This window comes from Blastococcus sp. TF02-8 (genome assembly GCF_003319175.1).
In the GTDB taxonomy this organism is placed as follows: domain Bacteria; phylum Actinomycetota; class Actinomycetes; order Mycobacteriales; family Geodermatophilaceae; genus Blastococcus.
In genome coordinates this window covers 553,131-570,478 of the sequence record NZ_QOHK01000001.1, presented here as the reverse complement: position 1 = coordinate 570,478, position 17,348 = coordinate 553,131, and the positions used below count along the sequence as shown (strand labels likewise).

At 72.6% G+C, this 17,348-nt stretch carries 13 protein-coding genes; 11 read left to right on the top strand and 2 right to left on the bottom strand.

Annotated elements, in window-relative coordinates; translation table 11 throughout:
- Window positions 1–106: 106 nt before the first annotated feature.
- The 3 genes from DQ237_RS02675 (at window position 107) to DQ237_RS02665 (ending at window position 4,429) form a co-directional block, all read left to right on the top strand.
- Window positions 107–1,183 carry a TerC family protein gene (locus DQ237_RS02675; protein ID WP_113796810.1) on the top strand — a complete coding sequence of 359 codons (1,077 nt, stop codon included), beginning with the start codon at window positions 107–109 and terminating at the stop codon, window positions 1,181–1,183.
- A gap of 102 nt (window positions 1,184–1,285) precedes the next feature.
- Window positions 1,286–2,389 (top strand): TerC family protein, encoded by a 1,104-nt coding sequence (locus tag DQ237_RS02670; protein WP_113796808.1) that lies wholly within the window; start codon window positions 1,286–1,288, stop codon window positions 2,387–2,389.
- Window positions 2,390–2,461: 72 nt separating this feature from the next.
- The gene (locus DQ237_RS02665; RefSeq protein WP_113796806.1) at window positions 2,462–4,429 is read left to right on the top strand and encodes a S9 family peptidase; all 1,968 of its coding nucleotides are present in this window, start codon (window positions 2,462–2,464) and stop codon (window positions 4,427–4,429) included.
- A 49-nt stretch (window positions 4,430–4,478) separates the two neighbouring features.
- On the opposite strand, the gene DQ237_RS02660 is transcribed toward DQ237_RS02665, so the two are convergent.
- Together DQ237_RS02660 and DQ237_RS02655 are read right to left on the bottom strand one after the other, a co-directional pair.
- On the bottom strand, window positions 4,479–6,023 hold the full coding sequence (locus tag DQ237_RS02660) for a M28 family metallopeptidase (protein WP_205730039.1): 1,545 nt from the start codon (window positions 6,021–6,023) through the stop codon (window positions 4,479–4,481).
- A gap of 202 nt (window positions 6,024–6,225) precedes the next feature.
- Entirely contained in the window at window positions 6,226–6,894 is a 669-nt protein-coding gene (locus tag DQ237_RS02655; protein ID WP_113796804.1) for an MBL fold metallo-hydrolase, read from the bottom strand.
- A 64-nt stretch (window positions 6,895–6,958) separates the two neighbouring features.
- On the opposite strand from DQ237_RS02655, the gene DQ237_RS20055 reads away from it, so the two are divergent.
- The 8 genes from DQ237_RS20055 (at window position 6,959) to whiA (ending at window position 17,239) form a co-directional block, all read left to right on the top strand.
- Window positions 6,959–7,117 (top strand): hypothetical protein, encoded by a 159-nt coding sequence (locus tag DQ237_RS20055; RefSeq protein WP_240619348.1) that lies wholly within the window; start codon window positions 6,959–6,961, stop codon window positions 7,115–7,117.
- Between the two features lie 23 nt (window positions 7,118–7,140).
- Entirely contained in the window at window positions 7,141–8,475 is a 1,335-nt protein-coding gene (locus DQ237_RS02650; protein WP_240619347.1) for an amidase, read from the top strand.
- Between the two features lie 151 nt (window positions 8,476–8,626).
- Entirely contained in the window at window positions 8,627–11,524 is a 2,898-nt protein-coding gene (gene uvrA, locus DQ237_RS02645; protein WP_113796800.1) for an excinuclease ABC subunit UvrA, read from the top strand.
- A 180-nt stretch (window positions 11,525–11,704) separates the two neighbouring features.
- Entirely contained in the window at window positions 11,705–12,010 is a 306-nt protein-coding gene (locus DQ237_RS02640) for a hypothetical protein (RefSeq protein WP_113796799.1), read from the top strand.
- A 145-nt stretch (window positions 12,011–12,155) separates the two neighbouring features.
- Window positions 12,156–14,189: an excinuclease ABC subunit UvrC gene (gene uvrC / locus DQ237_RS02635; RefSeq protein WP_113796797.1), complete on the top strand. Its 2,034-nt coding sequence runs from the start codon at window positions 12,156–12,158 to the stop codon at window positions 14,187–14,189.
- The gene (gene rapZ, locus DQ237_RS02630; protein WP_240619346.1) at window positions 14,186–15,157 is read left to right on the top strand and encodes an RNase adapter RapZ; all 972 of its coding nucleotides are present in this window, start codon (window positions 14,186–14,188) and stop codon (window positions 15,155–15,157) included. Before uvrC ends, rapZ begins: the two co-directional genes overlap by 4 nt.
- Before the next feature lie 14 nt (window positions 15,158–15,171).
- The gene (gene yvcK / locus DQ237_RS02625) at window positions 15,172–16,125 is read left to right on the top strand and encodes a uridine diphosphate-N-acetylglucosamine-binding protein YvcK (protein WP_240619345.1); all 954 of its coding nucleotides are present in this window, start codon (window positions 15,172–15,174) and stop codon (window positions 16,123–16,125) included.
- 133 nt (window positions 16,126–16,258) lie between these two features.
- Complete coding sequence (gene whiA / locus DQ237_RS02620; protein WP_091930636.1) at window positions 16,259–17,239, top strand: DNA-binding protein WhiA; 981 nt, start codon at window positions 16,259–16,261, stop codon at window positions 17,237–17,239.
- Window positions 17,240–17,348 lie beyond the last annotated feature (109 nt).

Below are 17,348 nucleotides of genomic sequence, written 5' to 3'. Positions count from 1 at the left end.
ACCGGGCCCGTCCAGGCCCCGGGATCCGGCACCGTCGGTCATCGGCTCGGCCGGTGACGGGAGAGACCTTCGGACACTGACGACTGCCAGTTTCCGGAGGTAATCCATGGACGTCCCCGTCTGGGTGTGGGGCATCACCGTCGCCGCGATCGTGGCGATGCTCGTCTTCGACTTCGTCGGTCACGTGCGCACACCGCACGCCCCGTCCCTCCGCGAGTCCGCCATCTGGTCGGCGGTGTACGTCGGAGTCGCCGTCGTGTTCGGTGTGCTCGTGCTCGTCTTCGCCGGCGGTCAGTTCGCCGGCGAGTACTTCGCCGGCTACATCACCGAGAAGAGCCTCTCGGTCGACAACCTCTTCGTCTTCGTGCTGATCATGGCGAGCTTCGGGGTGCCTCGGGAGCTGCAGCAGAAGGTGCTCCTCTTCGGCATCACGTTCGCGCTCGCGCTGCGCACCGTCTTCATCCTGGTGGGCGCCGCTGCCATCGAGAACTTCAGCTGGGTCTTCTACCTCTTCGGCGCGATCCTCATCTGGACCGCCTGGGTGCAGGCCCGCAGCGGCGGGCACAGCGGGGACGAGGACTACCAGGAGAACGGCGTCCTCCGCCTCGCCCGCCGGGTCCTGCCGACGACGGACGAGTACCACGGCGACCGGATGACCACCCGGATCGACGGCAAGCGGTTCATCACCCCGCTGGCCATCGCGCTGCTGGCGATCGGTACCGCCGACATCATCTTCGCCGTCGACTCGATCCCGGCCATCTTCGGGCTGACGCAGGAGACCTACCTCGTCTTCGCCGCCAACGCGTTCTCCCTGCTCGGCCTGCGGCAGCTGTTCTTCCTCATCGACGGGCTGCTCGACCGCCTCGTCTACCTGTCCTACGGGCTGGCCGTCATCCTCGGCTTCATCGGCGCCAAGCTGGTGATCCACGCGCTGCACACCAACGAGCTGCCGTTCGTCAACGGCGGCGAGCACGTGACGTTCGTGCCCGAGGTTCCGACCTGGCTGTCCCTGACGGTCATCCTGGTGACCCTCGTCGTCACGACGGTCGCCAGCCTCGCCCGCAACCGCAGGGACGCGGCGCACGTCGCCGTCCCGGCGGCCTCGGCGTCGGCACCGTCCGGCGCCCACGCCACCGTCACCGACGGTGTCGACGGCACGTCCCGCACCGTCGGCACGCACTGATCACCGGGCTCCGGCGGGTCCTCTCCGGAGGGCCCGCCGGAGCCGTGTCCAGCCCGAGCACGGCGGCGTCCGGCCGTCGGCGCACCCGTAGAGTGAGGCCCCGTGGAACTCCCCGTCTGGTTCGAGGTCGCGACGTTCGTGGGGCTGACCGTCCTGCTGGTCGCCGACCTCGCCATCGTCGCCCGTCGCCCGCACGAGCCCTCCGTCAAGGAGGCCAGCATCTGGGTGAGCTTCTACGTGGCGCTGGCGCTCGTGTTCGGCCTGCTGATGCTGGCCTTCACGAACGGGACGTTCGCGACCGAGTTCTACGCGGGCTGGCTGACCGAGTACTCGCTGTCGGTCGACAACCTCTTCGTCTTCGTGATCATCATGGCCCGCTTCAAGGTGCCCAGGCACCTGCAGCAGGAGGCTCTGATGGTCGGCATCATCATCGCCCTGGTCCTGCGCGGGATCTTCATCCTGGCGGGCGCGGCGATCATCGAGAGCTTCGTCTGGGTCTTCTACCTCTTCGGCGCCTTCCTCGTCTACACCGCGATCAACCTCGTGCGGCACCGCGGCGAGGACGAGGACTACGAGGAGAACGGCTTCATCCGGCGGATGCGCAAGGTCCTGCCCATGAGCCAGGACTTCCACGAGGCGAAGGTCCGGGTCACGGAGAACGGCAAGAAGCTCTGGACGCCGATGGTCATCGTCTTCCTGGCGCTCGGGACGACGGACCTGCTGTTCGCCCTCGACAGCATCCCGGCGATCTTCGGCCTGACCCGCGAGCCCTTCATCGTGTTCACCGCGAACGTCTTCGCGCTGATGGGGCTGCGCCAGCTCTACTTCCTGCTCGGCGGTCTGCTCAAGCGGCTGGTCTACCTGTCGCTGGGGCTCGCCGTGATCCTCGCCTTCATCGGCGTCAAGCTGATCCTCGAGGCGATCCACGAGAACCAGTACCCGTTCATGGGTCACCGGGAGCCGCTGGAGAGCGTTCCGGCGGTGCCGACCTGGCTGTCGCTGACGGTGATCCTCGTGGTCCTCGTCGTGGCGACGGTCGCCAGCCTCCTGAAGACGCGGGGCGAGCTGGCCACCGCGGAGGAGCCGGCCGTCGACCCGACGACGGCGGGCTTGGTCCCCACCGGTGGCCCCGAGGCGGCCGCCGCGGCGGAGTCGCGGATCGCCGGCGACGGTCGGGGCACCGAGCAGGACGGCACGCCCCGCTGACCCGCCGGAGCGGCGTCCGCCGCGCCTCCTGACGGACGGTGCGCGGGCGCCGCTGGGTTAGCGTCGCCGATCATGCGGCCGCACGATCTCGCGCTCCTGCGCGTCCCGGGAACGCCGACCGTCTCGCCGGACGGGCGGATCGCCGTGCTCGCCGTGACCCGGCCCGACCTCGAGGCCGACGACTACCGCAGCCAGTTGTGGGCGGTGCCGACCGACGGGTCCGCGCCGGCGCGACCGATCACCGCAGGGCAGCGCGACACCGACCCCGCGTTCTCCCCGGACGGGCGGTGGATCGCCTACCTGGGGGCCGAGGCGGGGGAGAAGCCGCAGATCATGCTGCTGCCCGCAGCCGGCGGGACGGCGCGGCGACTGACCGACCACCACCTGGGAGCCGGGGCGCCGGTCTGGTCACCGGACTCCCGCCGGCTGGCGTACGTCGCCCGCGTGCCCGAGCACGGCCGGTACGGCACCGTCGAGGGCGTCGACCCGTCCGCGGAGCCACCGCGGCTGATCACCACGCTGCAGTACCGGCTCGACGGCGTCGGGTTCACCCGCGACCGACCGAGCCAGGTGTTCGTCGTCGATCTCCCGCGCGACTTCTCCGACGACACGACCCCGCTGCCCCCGCCGGTCCAGGTGACCGATGGCGCCGGCGACTGCTCCGACGTCGCCTGGCGCCCCGACGGCAGCGAGCTCGCCTTCGTCTCGGCGCTGCACGACCGGGCCGATCGCGACCTGGTGCGCGACGTCCACGCGGTCGCCCCGGACGGCACGGGTCTGCGCCGGCTGACCGACTCCCGCGGGGAGTGCTCGCGTCCGGCCTGGACCCCGGACGGCACGGCCGTCGTCGTCACCGCGGTGCCGGATCTGGGGCCGGACGGCCTGGACTTCGTCGCCCGGCAGGCGGTGCCCTGCCTGGTGCCCGCGGACGGCGGCGCGCTGCAGCCGCTGCTGGACGCCGAGGTGCACCACCGGGGTGACGACACCCCGACGACCGTGCTCGCGGGTGGTGCGGTCCTGGTCGGCGTGCAGCGGCGCGGATCGGTCGAGCTCCTCCGCGTGCCGCTGGACGCGGGCGAGCCGGAGATCCTCGTCGAGGGACCCTTCACCGTGCGGGGCATCGCGGCTGCGGCCGATGTCGTCGTCGCGACCGTGGCACACGACCGGTCGGCCGGGGAACTGGTCGCCCTCACGCAGGCGGGGCGGCGGCTGCTCACGGGGTTCGGCCGCGAACTGGGGAGCACCGGCCGGCTGCACCGGATGGTCGAGCTCACCGCGACAGCGTCCGACGGCCACCCCGTGCACGGGTGGGTCACCACGCCGCCCGGACCCGGGCCGCACCCCGTGCTGCTCACCGTGCACGGCGGGCCCTTCGCCCAGTACGGCTGGAGCCTGTTCGACGAGACGCAGGTGTACGTCTCGGCCGGCTACGCGGTGCTGCAGTGCAACCCGCGCGGGTCGTCGGGCTACGGCGCTGGGCACGGACGGGCGATCCGCGAGGGCTGGGGCGGCCTCGACGCCGACGACGTGCTCGCCTTCCTCGACGCCGCGCTCACCGGCGAGGCCCTGGACGCCGACCGGGTCGGGATCATGGGCGGCTCGTACGGGGGCTACCTGACGGCGCTGCTCATCTCCCGCACCGACCGCTTCGCTGCCGCGGTCGTGGAGCGGGCGCTCACCGACCCGGTCGGGTTCGTCGGCTCGGCCGACATCGGGTGGTACTTCCCGGACCAGTACCTCGGCACGGACCCGGAGCGGCTGGCCGCCCAGAGCCCGATGGCGCACGCTGGTTCGATCACCACACCCACCCTGGTGATCCACTCCGAGCAGGACTGGCGGACGCCGCTGGAGCAGGGGCAGCGCCTGTTCGTCGAGCTGCAGCGCCGCGGCGTCCCCTCCGAGCTGCTGCTGTTCCCGGGGGAGGGGCACGAGCTCTCCCGCTCGGGACGGCCCCGGCACCGGCTGGCGCGGTTCGAGCACCTGCTCCGCTGGTGGTCGCGCTGGCTGCCCACGACGGTGGGCCCGGCCGAGCGGAGCTGAGCATCCCGGGGGTGGGGCGTGCGCCCCACCCCCGGGATGCCCCGGGTCGTCAGGCGCTCTCGCGCCCGCCGCCGTCGGAACCGGCGAACGTGCCCTGCGGGCCGGCCGGGGCCGGCAATGGCGTGGAACCCGGCACCTTCTTGCCCGGCACCCCGTTCACCGACTGGGTGGAGTTCGCGAAGGTGAGCATCGCGTAGGCGATCAGGTCGCTGTTCACGTCGAGCGCGCGCAGGTCGAGGTTGCCGATGTCGTCCCCGGCCTGGTGGTAGTTCGGATCGAAGGACTCCCCGGCGGTGCCACCCCAGATGGCCTGTTGCTCGGCGGTCTTGACCTCCTCGGCTCCGGTGAAGAGCCCACTGGAGGGGATCCCGTTCTCGATGAACGCCTGGTAGTCGCTGCGTCCCGAGAACTCGGTGTCGTCGTAGGGCCGGCCGATCGATGTGTAGTACGACTCGTAGAGGTCCTCGATCGCCGCGGAGCCGGGCGGGACGACCACCGGCGCCTCGAAGGTGGACTGATCGGCGTCGTAGACCATGAAGATGCCGTTCGGCGAACCCACCATGTCGTAGTTCATGTAGAGCGCGATGCGGTCGCGTTCGGCCGGCGTCAACCCGTTGACGTAGTCGGTCGACCCGACGAGACCCTGCTCCTCCCCGGCCCACCAGCCGAAGCGGACGGTGTTCTCCGGCTTGGACTTCGCCATCTGCAGGGCGGTCTCCAGGATCGCCGCCGATCCGGAGCCGTTGTCGTTGATGCCGGGCCCCTCGATGACGCTGTCGAGGTGGGCGCCGGCCATGACCACGTTGTCCCGGTTCTTCCCGGGCAGCTCGGCGATGACGTTGTAGTCGGTGCGCGTCTCGACGACCGTGCGCACGACCGCGGTGGAGCCCGGCCGGGCCAGGGCGGCGCCGTCCGCGAAGCTGGCGCCGACCACGGGGATGCCGTGGGTGACCGGCGTGCCGTCGCTGCGGGTGGACCCGTCGCCGACGAACAGCGGCTCGCGGTCGGGGGTGTTGCCCTGGTTGAAGATGACGACGGCCTCGGCACCCGCTTCCTCGGCGAAGAAGGCCTTGTCGCCGAAGTTGCACCCGCCGCGCTGGATCAGCGCGATGTCGTTCGCGCCGGTGAAGAGCGCCGGGTCGAAGTCGGACGCCTCGCATCCGCTGGTGGAGGCGCGGGTGCCGGTGAGGTTGACGTCGACCGGGACGACCGGTCCGGTGACGGTGCCGGAGCCGCTGCCGCTGAAGACCCCGGTCTCGTACGTGGCCGCCGTGGGCGTGAGCTGGCGGAGCTCCGCGGGGAAGCTGAAGGAGACCGGCACCGGGTCGAGGGTCACGGTGTAGCCGGCCTTCCGCAGCAGCCCGGCGACGTACTCGACGCTGTCGGCGTAGCCGTCCGTGCCGGCGGCGCGGCTGCCCGGGTAGACCGGGTCGTCGCTGTCGTCCGCGATCTGCTGGAAGGCCTGCAGGTGCTTCTGCACGCCCTCGGGCGTCACGCAGCTGAGCAGCTTGTCGTAGGTGTTGTTCGCCTGGTGGGCGCAGGCGTTCCCCGGTGCCGCGATGGCGGCGGTGGGCAGTGCGAGGGCGACCAGCACCCCACCCGTCCCGGCTGCGAGCGCCCGTCGTCCCGAACTCGTCCAGCGATCCCTCATCCGCACCCCTTCGTCGTGCCCGGCGGCCCGTGCCGCCGGTGCCGGGCGGCCCCGGGGACCCGAGCCGCGGTCCCGGAGCACGGGGCGGCGGAGCAGCATTACGAGTACGCGGGGTGCCGCTCACCTTTGCAGGCCCGGCGCGTCCTCACCACCCGCGTTCGCGCCACGCCGGGAGGGCCGGGCGCTCGGCGCCGAGAGTGGTGTCCTTGCCGTGGCCCGGGTAGACCCACGTCTCGTCCGGGAGCACGCCGAACAGCCGCTGCTCGACGTCGTCGATCAGGCTGGCGAACCGCCCCGGGTCCTGCTGGGTGTTGCCGACGCCGCCCGGGAAGAGGCTGTCGCCGGTGAACACGTGGACGCCGGCGCCGTCCGGCCCGCGCCAGACGAGGGCGATGCTCCCCGGCGTGTGGCCGCGCAGGTGGACGACCTCGAGGACCTGCTCACCGACCGCGACGGTGTCCCCGTGCTCGACCGTCCGCTGCACCGGGACGGGCAGGTCGGCGGCGTCGGCGGGGTGGGCGACCGTCGTCGCGCCGGTCGCCTCGACGATGTCGGGCAGCGCACGGTGGTGGTCCCAGTGGCCGTGCGTGGTGACGACCGTGCGCAGGTCCGCGTCGCCGACCAGGGCCCGCAGCGTCCCGGGCTCGGCGGCCGCGTCGACGAGCAGCGCCTGCCCGGTGGCGGTGCAGCGCAGCAGGTAGGCGTTGTTCGCCATCTCGCTGACCGCGACCTTGCTGATGGTCAGGCCGGGCAGCTCGCGGACGTCGGCGGGGCCGCCGACCTCGACGTCGCCCGTGTAGGTCGGGGTGCTCATCCGGACTCCGTTCGGAAAGTGTCGGCGGTCGCCGTTACGGTCCTTCGTATGGACGCTAGCGGAGGTGTCGGTACAGCTCAGGACGGCGCTGCGGCAGGGCACGGCGCTGCGGCAGGGCACGGCGCTGCGGCAGGGCACGGCGCTGCGGCAGGGCACGGCGCTGCGGCAGGGCACGGCGCTGCGGCAGGGCACGGCGCTGCGGGGGCGGGGATCGTCGGGCTGACGGCCACGGAGATCGCCGCGCGGGTGCACGCCGGTGAGCTGACCGCCGTGGAGGTGGTCCGCGCCCATCTCGACCACATCGAGGCGGTGGACGCCCGCATCGGTGCCTTCCGGGTGATCCGGCGCGAGGCGGCGCTGGCCGAGGCGGCGGCGGTCGATGCCAGCCCGGCCCGGTTCGCCCTCCCGCTCGCCGGCGTCCCGATCGCGATCAAGGACAACGTGGCGGTGGCGGGGGAGACCTGCACCGACGGTTCGCCCGCCCGCGACGCCGGCCCCGAGCCGAAGGACCACCCGGTGGTGAAGCGGCTGCGCAAGGCCGGCGCCGTCGTCGTCGGGATCACGCGGGCGCCCGAGCTCTGCCTCTACGCGGCGACCGACGGGCCGGGCACGGTGACCCGCAACCCCTGGGACACCGCCTTGTCGTCCGCCGGCAGCTCGGGCGGGAGCGCGGCCGCCGTCGCGTCCGGGTCGGTGCCCGTCGCGCACGGGAACGACGGCATGGGCTCGCTGCGGCTGCCCGCCGCCGCGTGCGGGCTCGTGACCCTGAAGCCGGGCCGCGGCGTCGTCCCGGGGGGCATCGGCGCCGACGACTGGTCGGGCATGGCGGTCAACGGCGCGCTGGCCACCACCGTGGCCGACCTCGCCGTCACCCACGCGGTGCTGGCGGGGGAGCAGCCCGTCGACCTGCCCGACCCGGGCCGGCCGCTGCGGATCGCGGTCAGCACGCGCTCGCCGATCCCCGGCGTCGGGGCCGACGCCGCCACCCGAGCGACCGTCGACGCCGTCGTCGCCGAGCTGCGCGCCGCCGGTCACACGGTGGTCCGTCGGAACCCGCCGATCACCCCGGGCGCCGCCGCCGGCGCCCTGGTGCGCTGGATGGCCGGGGCCGAGGACGACGCGGAGTTCCTCGGGATCGACCGGGCGGCGCTGCAGCCGCGCAGCCGCACGCACGCCCGCATCGGCCGGGTGGTGCGGCGGCTCGGCCTGGTCCGGCCCCGCGGTCAGGAGCGGTTCCGGGAGCGGATGACCGCCTTCTTCGACGACGTCGACCTGCTGCTCACGCCTGTGACGACCGGCCCGCCGCTGCCCGCGCGGCCCTGGCACGAGCGCGGCTTCCTGGCCAACGTCACGGCCAACGCCCGCTGGGCGCCGTGGACCGCGGCCTGGAACTTCGCCGGCCTTCCGGCGACGGTGCTGCCGGCGGGAACACGGCCGGGCGGACCTCCGGTGCCGGTCCAGTTCGTCGGTCCGCCGGGAGCCGAGGGCCGTCTACTCTGGATGGCCGGAGAGCTGGAGCGGCGGCTGCCGTGGCGCCGGTACGCGCCGGTCTTCGACCCCACCGCCACGACCGCCGGCTGAGCGTGCCCGCCCGGCTCGTCAACCGGGCGAACCTCACACCCCCGGGCGGACGAGCGCCGGCCGCTCCGCCGTTGCACCCGGCGGACCGCGCGCCGGCCGCCCCGGCCGTCCCGCACCACCGCGACATCGACCCACGACCGACAGGGATCACATGGACCGGCTCGTCGTCCGCGGCGCCCGAGAGCACAACCTCAAGGACGTCCACATCGACCTGCCCCGGGACGCGCTCATCGTGTTCACGGGGCTCTCCGGCTCGGGCAAGTCCAGCCTCGCCTTCGACACGATCTTCGCCGAGGGGCAGCGCCGCTACGTCGAGTCGCTGTCGGCCTACGCCCGCCAGTTCCTCGGCCAGATGGACAAGCCCGACGTCGACTTCATCGAGGGTCTCTCGCCCGCGGTGTCGATCGACCAGAAGTCGACCAACCGCAACCCGCGGTCGACCGTCGGCACCATCACCGAGGTCTACGACTACCTGCGCCTGCTCTACGCCCGGGCCGGTCAGCCGCACTGCCCGAACTGCGGCAAGCCGATCTCCCGGCAGACCCCGCAGCAGATCGTCGACCAGGTGCTCGCCATGGAGGAGGGCACCCGCTTCCAGGTGCTCGCCCCGGTCGTGCGCGCGCGCAAGGGCGAGTACGTCGACCTGTTCAGCTCGCTGCAGACCCAGGGCTTCTCGCGGGTCCGCGTCGACGGCACGATCCACTCGCTGACCGAGCCGCCGAAGCTCAAGAAGCAGGAGAAGCACACCATCGAGGTGATCGTCGACCGCCTCACCGTCAAGGAGAGCGCCAAGCGGCGGCTCACCGACTCGGTGGAGACCGCCCTCGGGCTGGCCGGTGGTCTCGTCGTCCTCGACTTCGTCGACCTGCCGGAGGACGACCCGTACCGGGAGCGCACGTACTCCGAGCACCTCGCGTGCGTGGACGACGGGCTGTCCTTCGAGGCGCTCGAACCGCGCTCGTTCTCCTTCAACTCGCCGTTCGGCGCCTGCCCCGAGTGCACCGGCATCGGCACCCGCAAGGAGGTCGACCCCGAGCTCGTCGTCCCCGACCCGACGAAGAGCCTGGCGCAGGGTGCGATCGCCCCCTGGTCCAGCTCGATGAGCAACGAGTACTTCACCCGGCTGCTCACCGGTCTGTCCCAGCAGATCGGGTTCTCGATGAACGACCCGTGGGAGCGGCTGCCCGCCAAGGTGCAGAAGGCGATCCTGCACGGCTCGCCCGACCAGGTGCACGTCCGCTACAAGAACCGCTACGGGCGAGAGCGCAGCTACTACGCGGCCTTCGAGGGTGTCCTGCCGTTCCTCGAGCGGCGGCACGAGGACACCGACAGCGACTACATGAAGGACAAGTACGAGGGCTACATGCGGGACGTCCCGTGCCCCGTCTGCCACGGCACCCGGCTCAAGCCGGAGATCCTCGCGGTCAAGCTCGCCGGGCGGTCCATCGCCGAGGTGACCGGGCTGTCCATCGGCGAGGCGTCGCAGTGGCTGGGCGCGCTGGAGCTGGGCGAGCGCGAGGCGGCGATCGCCGACCGCGTGCTGCGGGAGATCCAGGCGCGGCTGTCCTTCCTCGTCGACGTCGGCCTCGACTACCTCTCGATGGACCGGCCGGCGGCCACGCTCGCCGGTGGCGAGGCCCAGCGCATCCGGCTCGCCACCCAGATCGGCTCAGGCCTTGTCGGCGTCCTCTACGTGCTGGACGAACCATCGATCGGTCTGCACCAGCGCGACAACACCAGGCTGATCGAGACGCTGGTCCGGCTCCGGGACATGGGAAACACCCTCATCGTCGTCGAGCACGACGAGGACACGATCAAGGTCGCCGACTGGGTGGTCGACATCGGCCCCGGCGCCGGCGAGCACGGGGGAGAGGTGGTCGTCAGCGGCACCGTCGACGAGCTCCTGGCCTCCGAGCGCTCGCTGACCGGCGCCTACCTGTCCGGGCGCAAGCAGATCGTCGTCCCGGAGAAGCGCCGCGAGCCCACCCCGGGCCGCGAGCTGGTGGTCAAGGGCGCCCGCGAGAACAACCTGCGGGGGGTCGACGTCACCTTCCCGCTCGGGATGCTGGTCGCCGTCACGGGCGTCTCGGGCTCGGGCAAGTCGAGCCTGGTCAACGACATCCTCTACAGCGTCCTGGCCAACGAGCTCAACCGCGCGCGCCTCGTGCCCGGCCGGCACCGCACGGTCACCGGCCTGGAGCACCTCGACAAGGTCGTGCACGTCGACCAGTCGCCGATCGGCCGCACCCCGCGCTCGAACCCGGCGACCTACACCGGCGTCTGGGACCACGTGCGCAAGCTGTTCGCCCAGACGTCGGAGGCGAAGGTCCGCGGCTACCTGCCCGGCCGGTTCTCCTTCAACGTGAAGGGCGGCCGCTGCGAGGCCTGCTCCGGCGACGGCACGCTGAAGATCGAGATGAACTTCCTGCCCGACGTGTACGTGCCCTGCGAGGTGTGCAAGGGCGCCCGGTTCAACCGGGAGACCCTCGAGGTGCACTACAAGGGCAAGACGGTCGCCGAGGTCCTCGACATGCCGATCGAGGAGGCCGCGGACTTCTTCGAGGCCATCCCGGCCATCGCCCGGTACCTGCGCACCCTCACCGAGGTGGGGTTGGGCTACGTGCGGCTCGGTCAGCCGGCCACCACCCTCTCCGGTGGCGAGGCGCAGCGGGTGAAGCTGGCCAGCGAGCTGCAGAAGCGTTCGAACGGGCGCAGCATCTACGTGCTCGACGAGCCGACCACCGGCCTGCACTTCGAGGACATCCGCAAGCTGCTCCTGGTGCTGCAGGGCCTGGTCGACAAGGGCAACTCGGTGATCGTGATCGAGCACAACCTCGACGTCATCAAGAGCGCCGACTGGCTGATCGACATGGGCCCCGAGGGCGGCTTCCGCGGTGGCACGGTCGTCGCCGAGGGGCCGCCGGAGTTCCTGGCCACCGTGGAGGCCAGCCACACCGGCCGGTACCTGCGGCCGATGCTGGACCCGGACGCCGTCGCCGCCGCTGCGGCGGGCCCGGTGAAGAAGCGGACCCGCAAGAAGGCCAGCTGAGCCTCGCGGCAGCGCCCGCCCCTGCGGTTCGGGGGCGGGCGCCGTCGCATGCTCCGAGCTGCCGATGTCTGGGACGAACCGATCGCATCGGTCCAGGGGTTGAGACCAGGGCCTTCTCGCCGTATCGTGGATGTGACCAACGTCACCGGGCCGCGTGTGCGGCCCTCGAGGGAGGCCGCGATGAGCGCACTCACTCCTGACTGCGACCCGGACATGGCCCACTGCGGCGAACCGTGGAAGGGCAAGGGCTCGCGTGGGTCGGGGATCCTCTCGACCGTCGTCCTGCTCGGCATCTTCGGCGTCTCCCTGGCGTTCGTGACCAAGGACGCCGTGATGGATGCGTTCGACTTCGTGGCCGTGCCCGTCGGCCTGCTGGCCGCCGTCGCACTCGCACGCCGGGTGGCGAGGCTGACCGCGCGGGGCGCGGCGGCCGTCGCCGCCCGCGTGCCGACCGTCACCGTGCGGCGGTCCCAGCCGGTCGGCTGAGCCGCTCGCCAGCACCCTTCCCGGAGCGAGGCCCTCGGGTCTCGCTCCGCGGCATGCCCGGGATCTCCGGCACCCGACTGTGACGCGTGGGACGGACGGGTACGTCCGCTGACGGCGTGTCGGCCCCGCGACCTAGTGTGGAGACATGGCCGATCCGTCCACGTACCGCCCGGCGGTCGGATCCATCCCGGAGAGCCCCGGCGTCTACAAGTTCCGTGACCCGAACGGGCGCGTCATCTACGTCGGCAAGGCCAAGAACCTCCGTCAGCGGCTGAACAGCTACTTCGCCGACGTCGCCGGTCTGCACCCGCGCACCCGCCAGATGGTCACGACGGCCGCCGGCGTCGAGTGGACCGTCGTCGGCACCGAGGTCGAGGCCCTCCAGCTCGAGTACAACTGGATCAAGGAGTTCGATCCCCGGTTCAACGTCCGCTACCGCGACGACAAGAGCTACCCCTCGCTCGCGGTGACGCTGAACGAGGAGTACCCGCGGCTGCAGGTCATGCGCGGGCCCAAGAAGAAGGGCGTGCGGTACTTCGGGCCCTACGCCCACGCCTGGGCCATCCGCGAGACGCTCGACACGCTGACCAGGGTCTTCCCGGCCCGCACCTGCTCCAACGGGGTCTTCAAGCGCGCCGGCCAGATCGGCCGCCCCTGCCTGCTCGGCTACATCGGCAAGTGCGCCGCCCCCTGCGTCGACCGGGTCAGCGCCGAGGAGCACCGCAAGATCGTCGACGACTTCTGCGACTTCATGGCCGGGCGCACCGACTCGATGATCAAGCGGCTCGAGCGCGACATGGGCGAGGCCGCCGAGGCGATGGAGTACGAGAAGGCGGCCCGGCTGCGCGACGACCTCGGCGCGCTCAAGCGGGCGATGGAGAAGCAGGCCGTCGTCCTCGGTGACGGGACGGATGCCGACGTCGTCGCCTTCGCCCAGGACGAGCTCGAGGCCGCGGTGCAGGTCTTCCACGTCCGCGGCGGCCGCGTGCGCGGCCAGCGCGGCTGGATCATCGACAAGGTCGAGGAGGTCACCACCGGCGAGCTCGTCGAGCAGTTCCTGCTCCAGGTGTACGGCGGGGTCGACGAGCAGACGGGGGTAGGCGAGGCGGGGGAGCAGGTGCCCCGCGAGGTGCTCGTGCCCGAGCTCCCCGAGGACGCCGACGTCTACGTCGAGCTGCTGGAGGAGCTGCGCGGCGGCCGGGTGTCGCTCCGCGTGCCGCAGCGCGGGGACAAGCGCAGCCTGCTCGAGACCGTGGAGCGCAACGCCAAGGAGGCCTTCGCCCGGCACCGGGTGAAGCGCTCCAGCGACCTCACCGCCCGCTCCCTGGCGCTGTCGGAGCTGCAGGAGGCCCTCGAGCTGCCCGACGCCCCGCTGCGGATCGAGTGCATCGACATCAGCCACGTGCAGGGCACCAACGTCGTGGCCTCGATGGTGGTGTTCGAGGACGGTCTGGCGAAGAAGTCCGACTACCGCCGGTTCTCCGTCACCAACGGCACCGACGACACCGCGGCGATGGCCGAGGTCGTCCGGCGCCGGTTCGCCCGCCACCTCAAGGAGGAGGCCGACCGGCGCGACGAGCAGGGGGTCGCGGCCGAGGAGGGCCGCCCGCGCCGGTTCGCCTACCCGCCCAACCTGCTCGTCGTCGACGGCGGTGCGCCGCAGGTCGCGGCCGCGGCGCGGTCGCTGGACGAGCTGGGCATCGTCGACGTCGCCGTCTGCGGGCTGGCCAAGCGCATGGAGGAGGTGTGGCTGCCGGGGGAGAGCGACCCGGTGATCCTCCCGCGCACCTCCGAGGCGCTCTACCTGCTCCAGCGGGTGCGCGACGAGGCCCACCGCTTCGCGATCACCTACCACCGGCAGAAGCGGTCGACCAGCATGCTGGTCTCCCTGCTGGACGACGTACCGGGTCTCGGCGAGACCCGGCGGAAGGCGCTGATGAAGGAGTTCGGATCCCTCAAGCGGCTGCGCGCGGCCACGGTCGAGGAACTCATGGCGGTGCCCGGCATCGGCCGGCGGACGGCGGAGGCGGTCCAGGCGGCGATCGCCGATCCGGCCGACGCCGCTGCCGCTGAGACGGCTGCCGCCGAGTCGACCCTCGCGCCGCAGGGTCCCGCACAGCAGGCCGCGCCGCAGAACGGCGCCGGTGCGACCGCCGAGGTCGGGCGGGTGGCCTCGTGAGCGGCACGGAGACGACGGGAGACGTGGTGGAGCAGCGCGGCGACGAGCACCTGGCCGTCGGCCCGCAGAACGGTCTCTCTCCGGCGATGGACCCGGCCTCCACCGAACTCGCGCCGCTCGAGGTCGTGGTGGTCACCGGGCTCTCCGGCGCCGGCAAGAACAGCGCCGGACGGGTGCTGGAGGACCTGGGCTGGTTCGTCGTGGAGAACCTGCCGCCCGCGCTGCTGCTGCCGATGGTGGAGCTCGGCGCGCGTGGCGACGTCCGCCGGTTCGCTGCCGTCGTCGACGTGCGCAGCCGCGCCTTCTCCAGCGACCTGCAGGAGGCGATCCGGGTGATGTCCGAGGCCGGGCACCGGCCCCGGGTCGTCTACGTGCACGCCCGCGACGAGGTCCTGGTCCGGCGCTACGAGTCCAACCGGCGCGAGCACCCGCTGCAGGGCAACGGGACGCTCACCGACGGGATCACCGCGGAGCGGGCACTCCTGCGGGGCATCGCCGGCGAGGCGGACCTGTGGGTCGACACCAGCGACCTCAACGTCCACCAGCTGCGCGCCACGCTGGAGAACGCGTTCGCGCGCGAGGGCCGCACCCCGCCGCTGACGGCCACGGTGATGAGCTTCGGCTTCAAGTACGGGCTCCCGCTGGACGCCGACCTCGTCGTCGACGCGCGGTTCCTGCCCAACCCCCACTGGATCCCCGAGCTGCGGGCGCACACCGGCCGCGACGCCGACGTGCGCGACTACGTCCTGGGTCAGCAGGATGCGCAGCCCTTCCTCGACCGGTACACCGAGGTGCTGCGGCTGCTGCTCCCGGGCTACCGGCGCGAGGGGAAGCGCTACCTCACGCTCGCGGTCGGGTGCACCGGCGGCAAGCACCGCAGCGTCGCCATCGCCGAGGAGTTCGCCCGCCGGCTCAGCGCCGAGGGCATCGCCGCCGTCGCCCGCCACCGCGACCTGGGCCGCGAGTAGTGGGCGGGGAAGCGGTGCCCGGGCGTCCGCCGCGGGTCGTGGCGTTCGGCGGTGGGCACGGTCTCGCGGCGGCGCTGGGAGCCTGGCGGCGGATCACCCCGGAGCTGACGGCGGTCGTCACCGTCGCCGACGACGGTGGCTCCTCCGGCCGGATCCGGCGGGAGATGCCGGTGCTCCCGCCCGGCGACCTGCGGATGGCCCTCACCGCGCTCGCCGGTCAGGACGAGCGCACCCGCCTGGTCGCCGACCTGCTGCAGCACCGGTTGGGTGGCAGCGGCGTGCTGGCCGGCCATCCGGTCGGCAACCTGGTGCTCACCGGCCTGGTGGAGATGCACGGCGGTGACACCGTGCGGGCGCTCGACAGCCTCGCCGACCTGCTCGGCTGTCCCGGGCGCGTGCTGCCGATGGCCGACGTCCCGCTGGACCTGGTGGCCCGGGTGGAGAGCACCGACCCCGACGACCCGGCGCGGACCCGACGGATCCGTGGCCAGGTGGCCATCGCCTCGACGCCCGGCCGGGTGCGGGAGATCTCGCTCTCGCCGGCGGACCCGCCGGTGAACCTCGCCGTCCTGGAGGCGATCGCGGCGGCCGACGTCGTCTCGCTCGGTCCTGGCTCCTGGTACACCTCGGTGCTTCCCCACCTGCTCGTCCCGCAGCTGCGGGCCGCGCTGGAGGCCGCGCGGGCGAAGGTGGTCGTGGTCCTCAACCTGGAGCCGCAACCCGGTGAGACCGACGGTTTCTCGCCGGAGGAGCATCTGACAGTGTTGCGAGCACATCTGGGCGGAGTGGCGTTGCACAGCGTGATCGCGGATGCTGAATCGGTAGTTGACCGGCGTGGTCTGCTGGACGCGGTGCGCGACTGCGGTGCCGAGCTGGTGCTCGCGCCCGTGGCCGAGCCCGACGGGGCGCCCCGGCACGAGCCGGAGCGGCTGTCGGCCGCCCTGGCGTCGGTGGTCGGTCGGCGGTGAACGAGTAGATCGGTTCGACCGGGTAACGAAGGCACGGCCGCCTGGGCGGCACGAGGGGGAAGGGGACGGCGCGCATGACGCTTTCCCGAATGCCCGGGGCAGGACGTCCCGGCGCGACGTGGGGGTGGACGGCATGGCGATGACCGCCATGGTGAAGGACGAGCTCTCCCGGGTGGAGTGCACGAAGACCTCCGAGCGCAAGGCCGAGGTGACCGCGCTGCTGCGGTTCTCCGGCGGCCTGCACATCGTCGGTGGCCGCGTGGTCATCGAGGCGGAGCTGGACACCGGGTCCGTGGCCCGCCGGCTTCGCCGCGACATCAGCGAGGTCTACGGCTACACGAGCGGCGTCAGCGTGCTCGCGGGCGGCAACATCCGCCGCGGCGTGCGCTACCTGGTCCGCATCGCGAAGCACGGGGAGGGTCTGGCGCGGCAGACCGGACTGGTCGACCAGCGCGGGCGCCCCGTCCGGGGCCTGCCCCCGGCGGTCGTCTCCGGCAGCATCAACGACGCCGAGGCCGCCTGGCGCGGCGCGTTCCTGGCGCACGGCTCGCTCACCGAGCCCGGTCGGTCCTCCTCGCTCGAGGTCACCTGCCCCGGCCCCGAGGCCGCCATGGCCCTGGTCGGTGCCGCCCGGCGCCTCGGGATCGCCGCCAAGGCCCGCGAGGTGCGCGGAGCCGACCGGGTCGTCGTCCGCGACGGGGACGCGATCAGCGCGTTGCTGACCCGCATGGGCGCGCACGACGCGGTGCTGGCCTGGGAGGAGCGGCGGATGCGCCGCGAGGTCCGGGCCACGGCGAACCGGCTGGCCAACTTCGACGACGCCAACCTGCGCCGGTCGGCGCGGGCCGCCGTCGCCGCCAGCGCGCGGGTCGAGCGGGCGCTGGAGATCCTCGGCGAGGATGCGCCCGAGCACCTGCTGGTCGCCGGTCGGCTGCGGCTGGAGTTCGGTCAGGCCTCGCTGGAGGAGCTGGGCCAGCGCGCCGACCCACCGATGACCAAGGACGCCGTCGCGGGCCGGATACGGCGTCTCCTGGCGATGGCCGACAAGCGGGCGAAGGACCTCGGCATCCCGGACACGGAGTCCGTCGTCACCGACGACATGCTCGCCCAGTAGGAGGACCCCTCGCCCCGAGGGGGCCGGGCCGGCGCGGCACCGCGCCGACGTCCTCCCTCACCGTTCCGGGTCCTCCCTCGCCGTCGACCGCGGGGGAGGACCCGGAACG

Bases quoted from the DNA above. Each gene is read 5' to 3' on its own strand.
- DQ237_RS02640 (WP_113796799.1), top strand. From the start codon at position 11,705: ATGAGCGCACTCACTCCTGACTGCGACCCGGACATGGCCCACTGCGGC.
- uvrC (WP_113796797.1), top strand. From the start codon at position 12,156: ATGGCCGATCCGTCCACGTACCGCCCGGCGGTCGGATCCATCCCGGAG.
- DQ237_RS02665 (WP_113796806.1), top strand. From the start codon at position 2,462: ATGCGGCCGCACGATCTCGCGCTCCTGCGCGTCCCGGGAACGCCGACC.
- uvrA (WP_113796800.1), top strand. From the start codon at position 8,627: ATGGACCGGCTCGTCGTCCGCGGCGCCCGAGAGCACAACCTCAAGGAC.
- DQ237_RS02675 (WP_113796810.1), top strand. From the start codon at position 107: ATGGACGTCCCCGTCTGGGTGTGGGGCATCACCGTCGCCGCGATCGTG.
- DQ237_RS02655 (WP_113796804.1), bottom strand. From the start codon at position 6,894: ATGAGCACCCCGACCTACACGGGCGACGTCGAGGTCGGCGGCCCCGCC.
- whiA (WP_091930636.1), top strand. From the start codon at position 16,259: ATGGCGATGACCGCCATGGTGAAGGACGAGCTCTCCCGGGTGGAGTGC.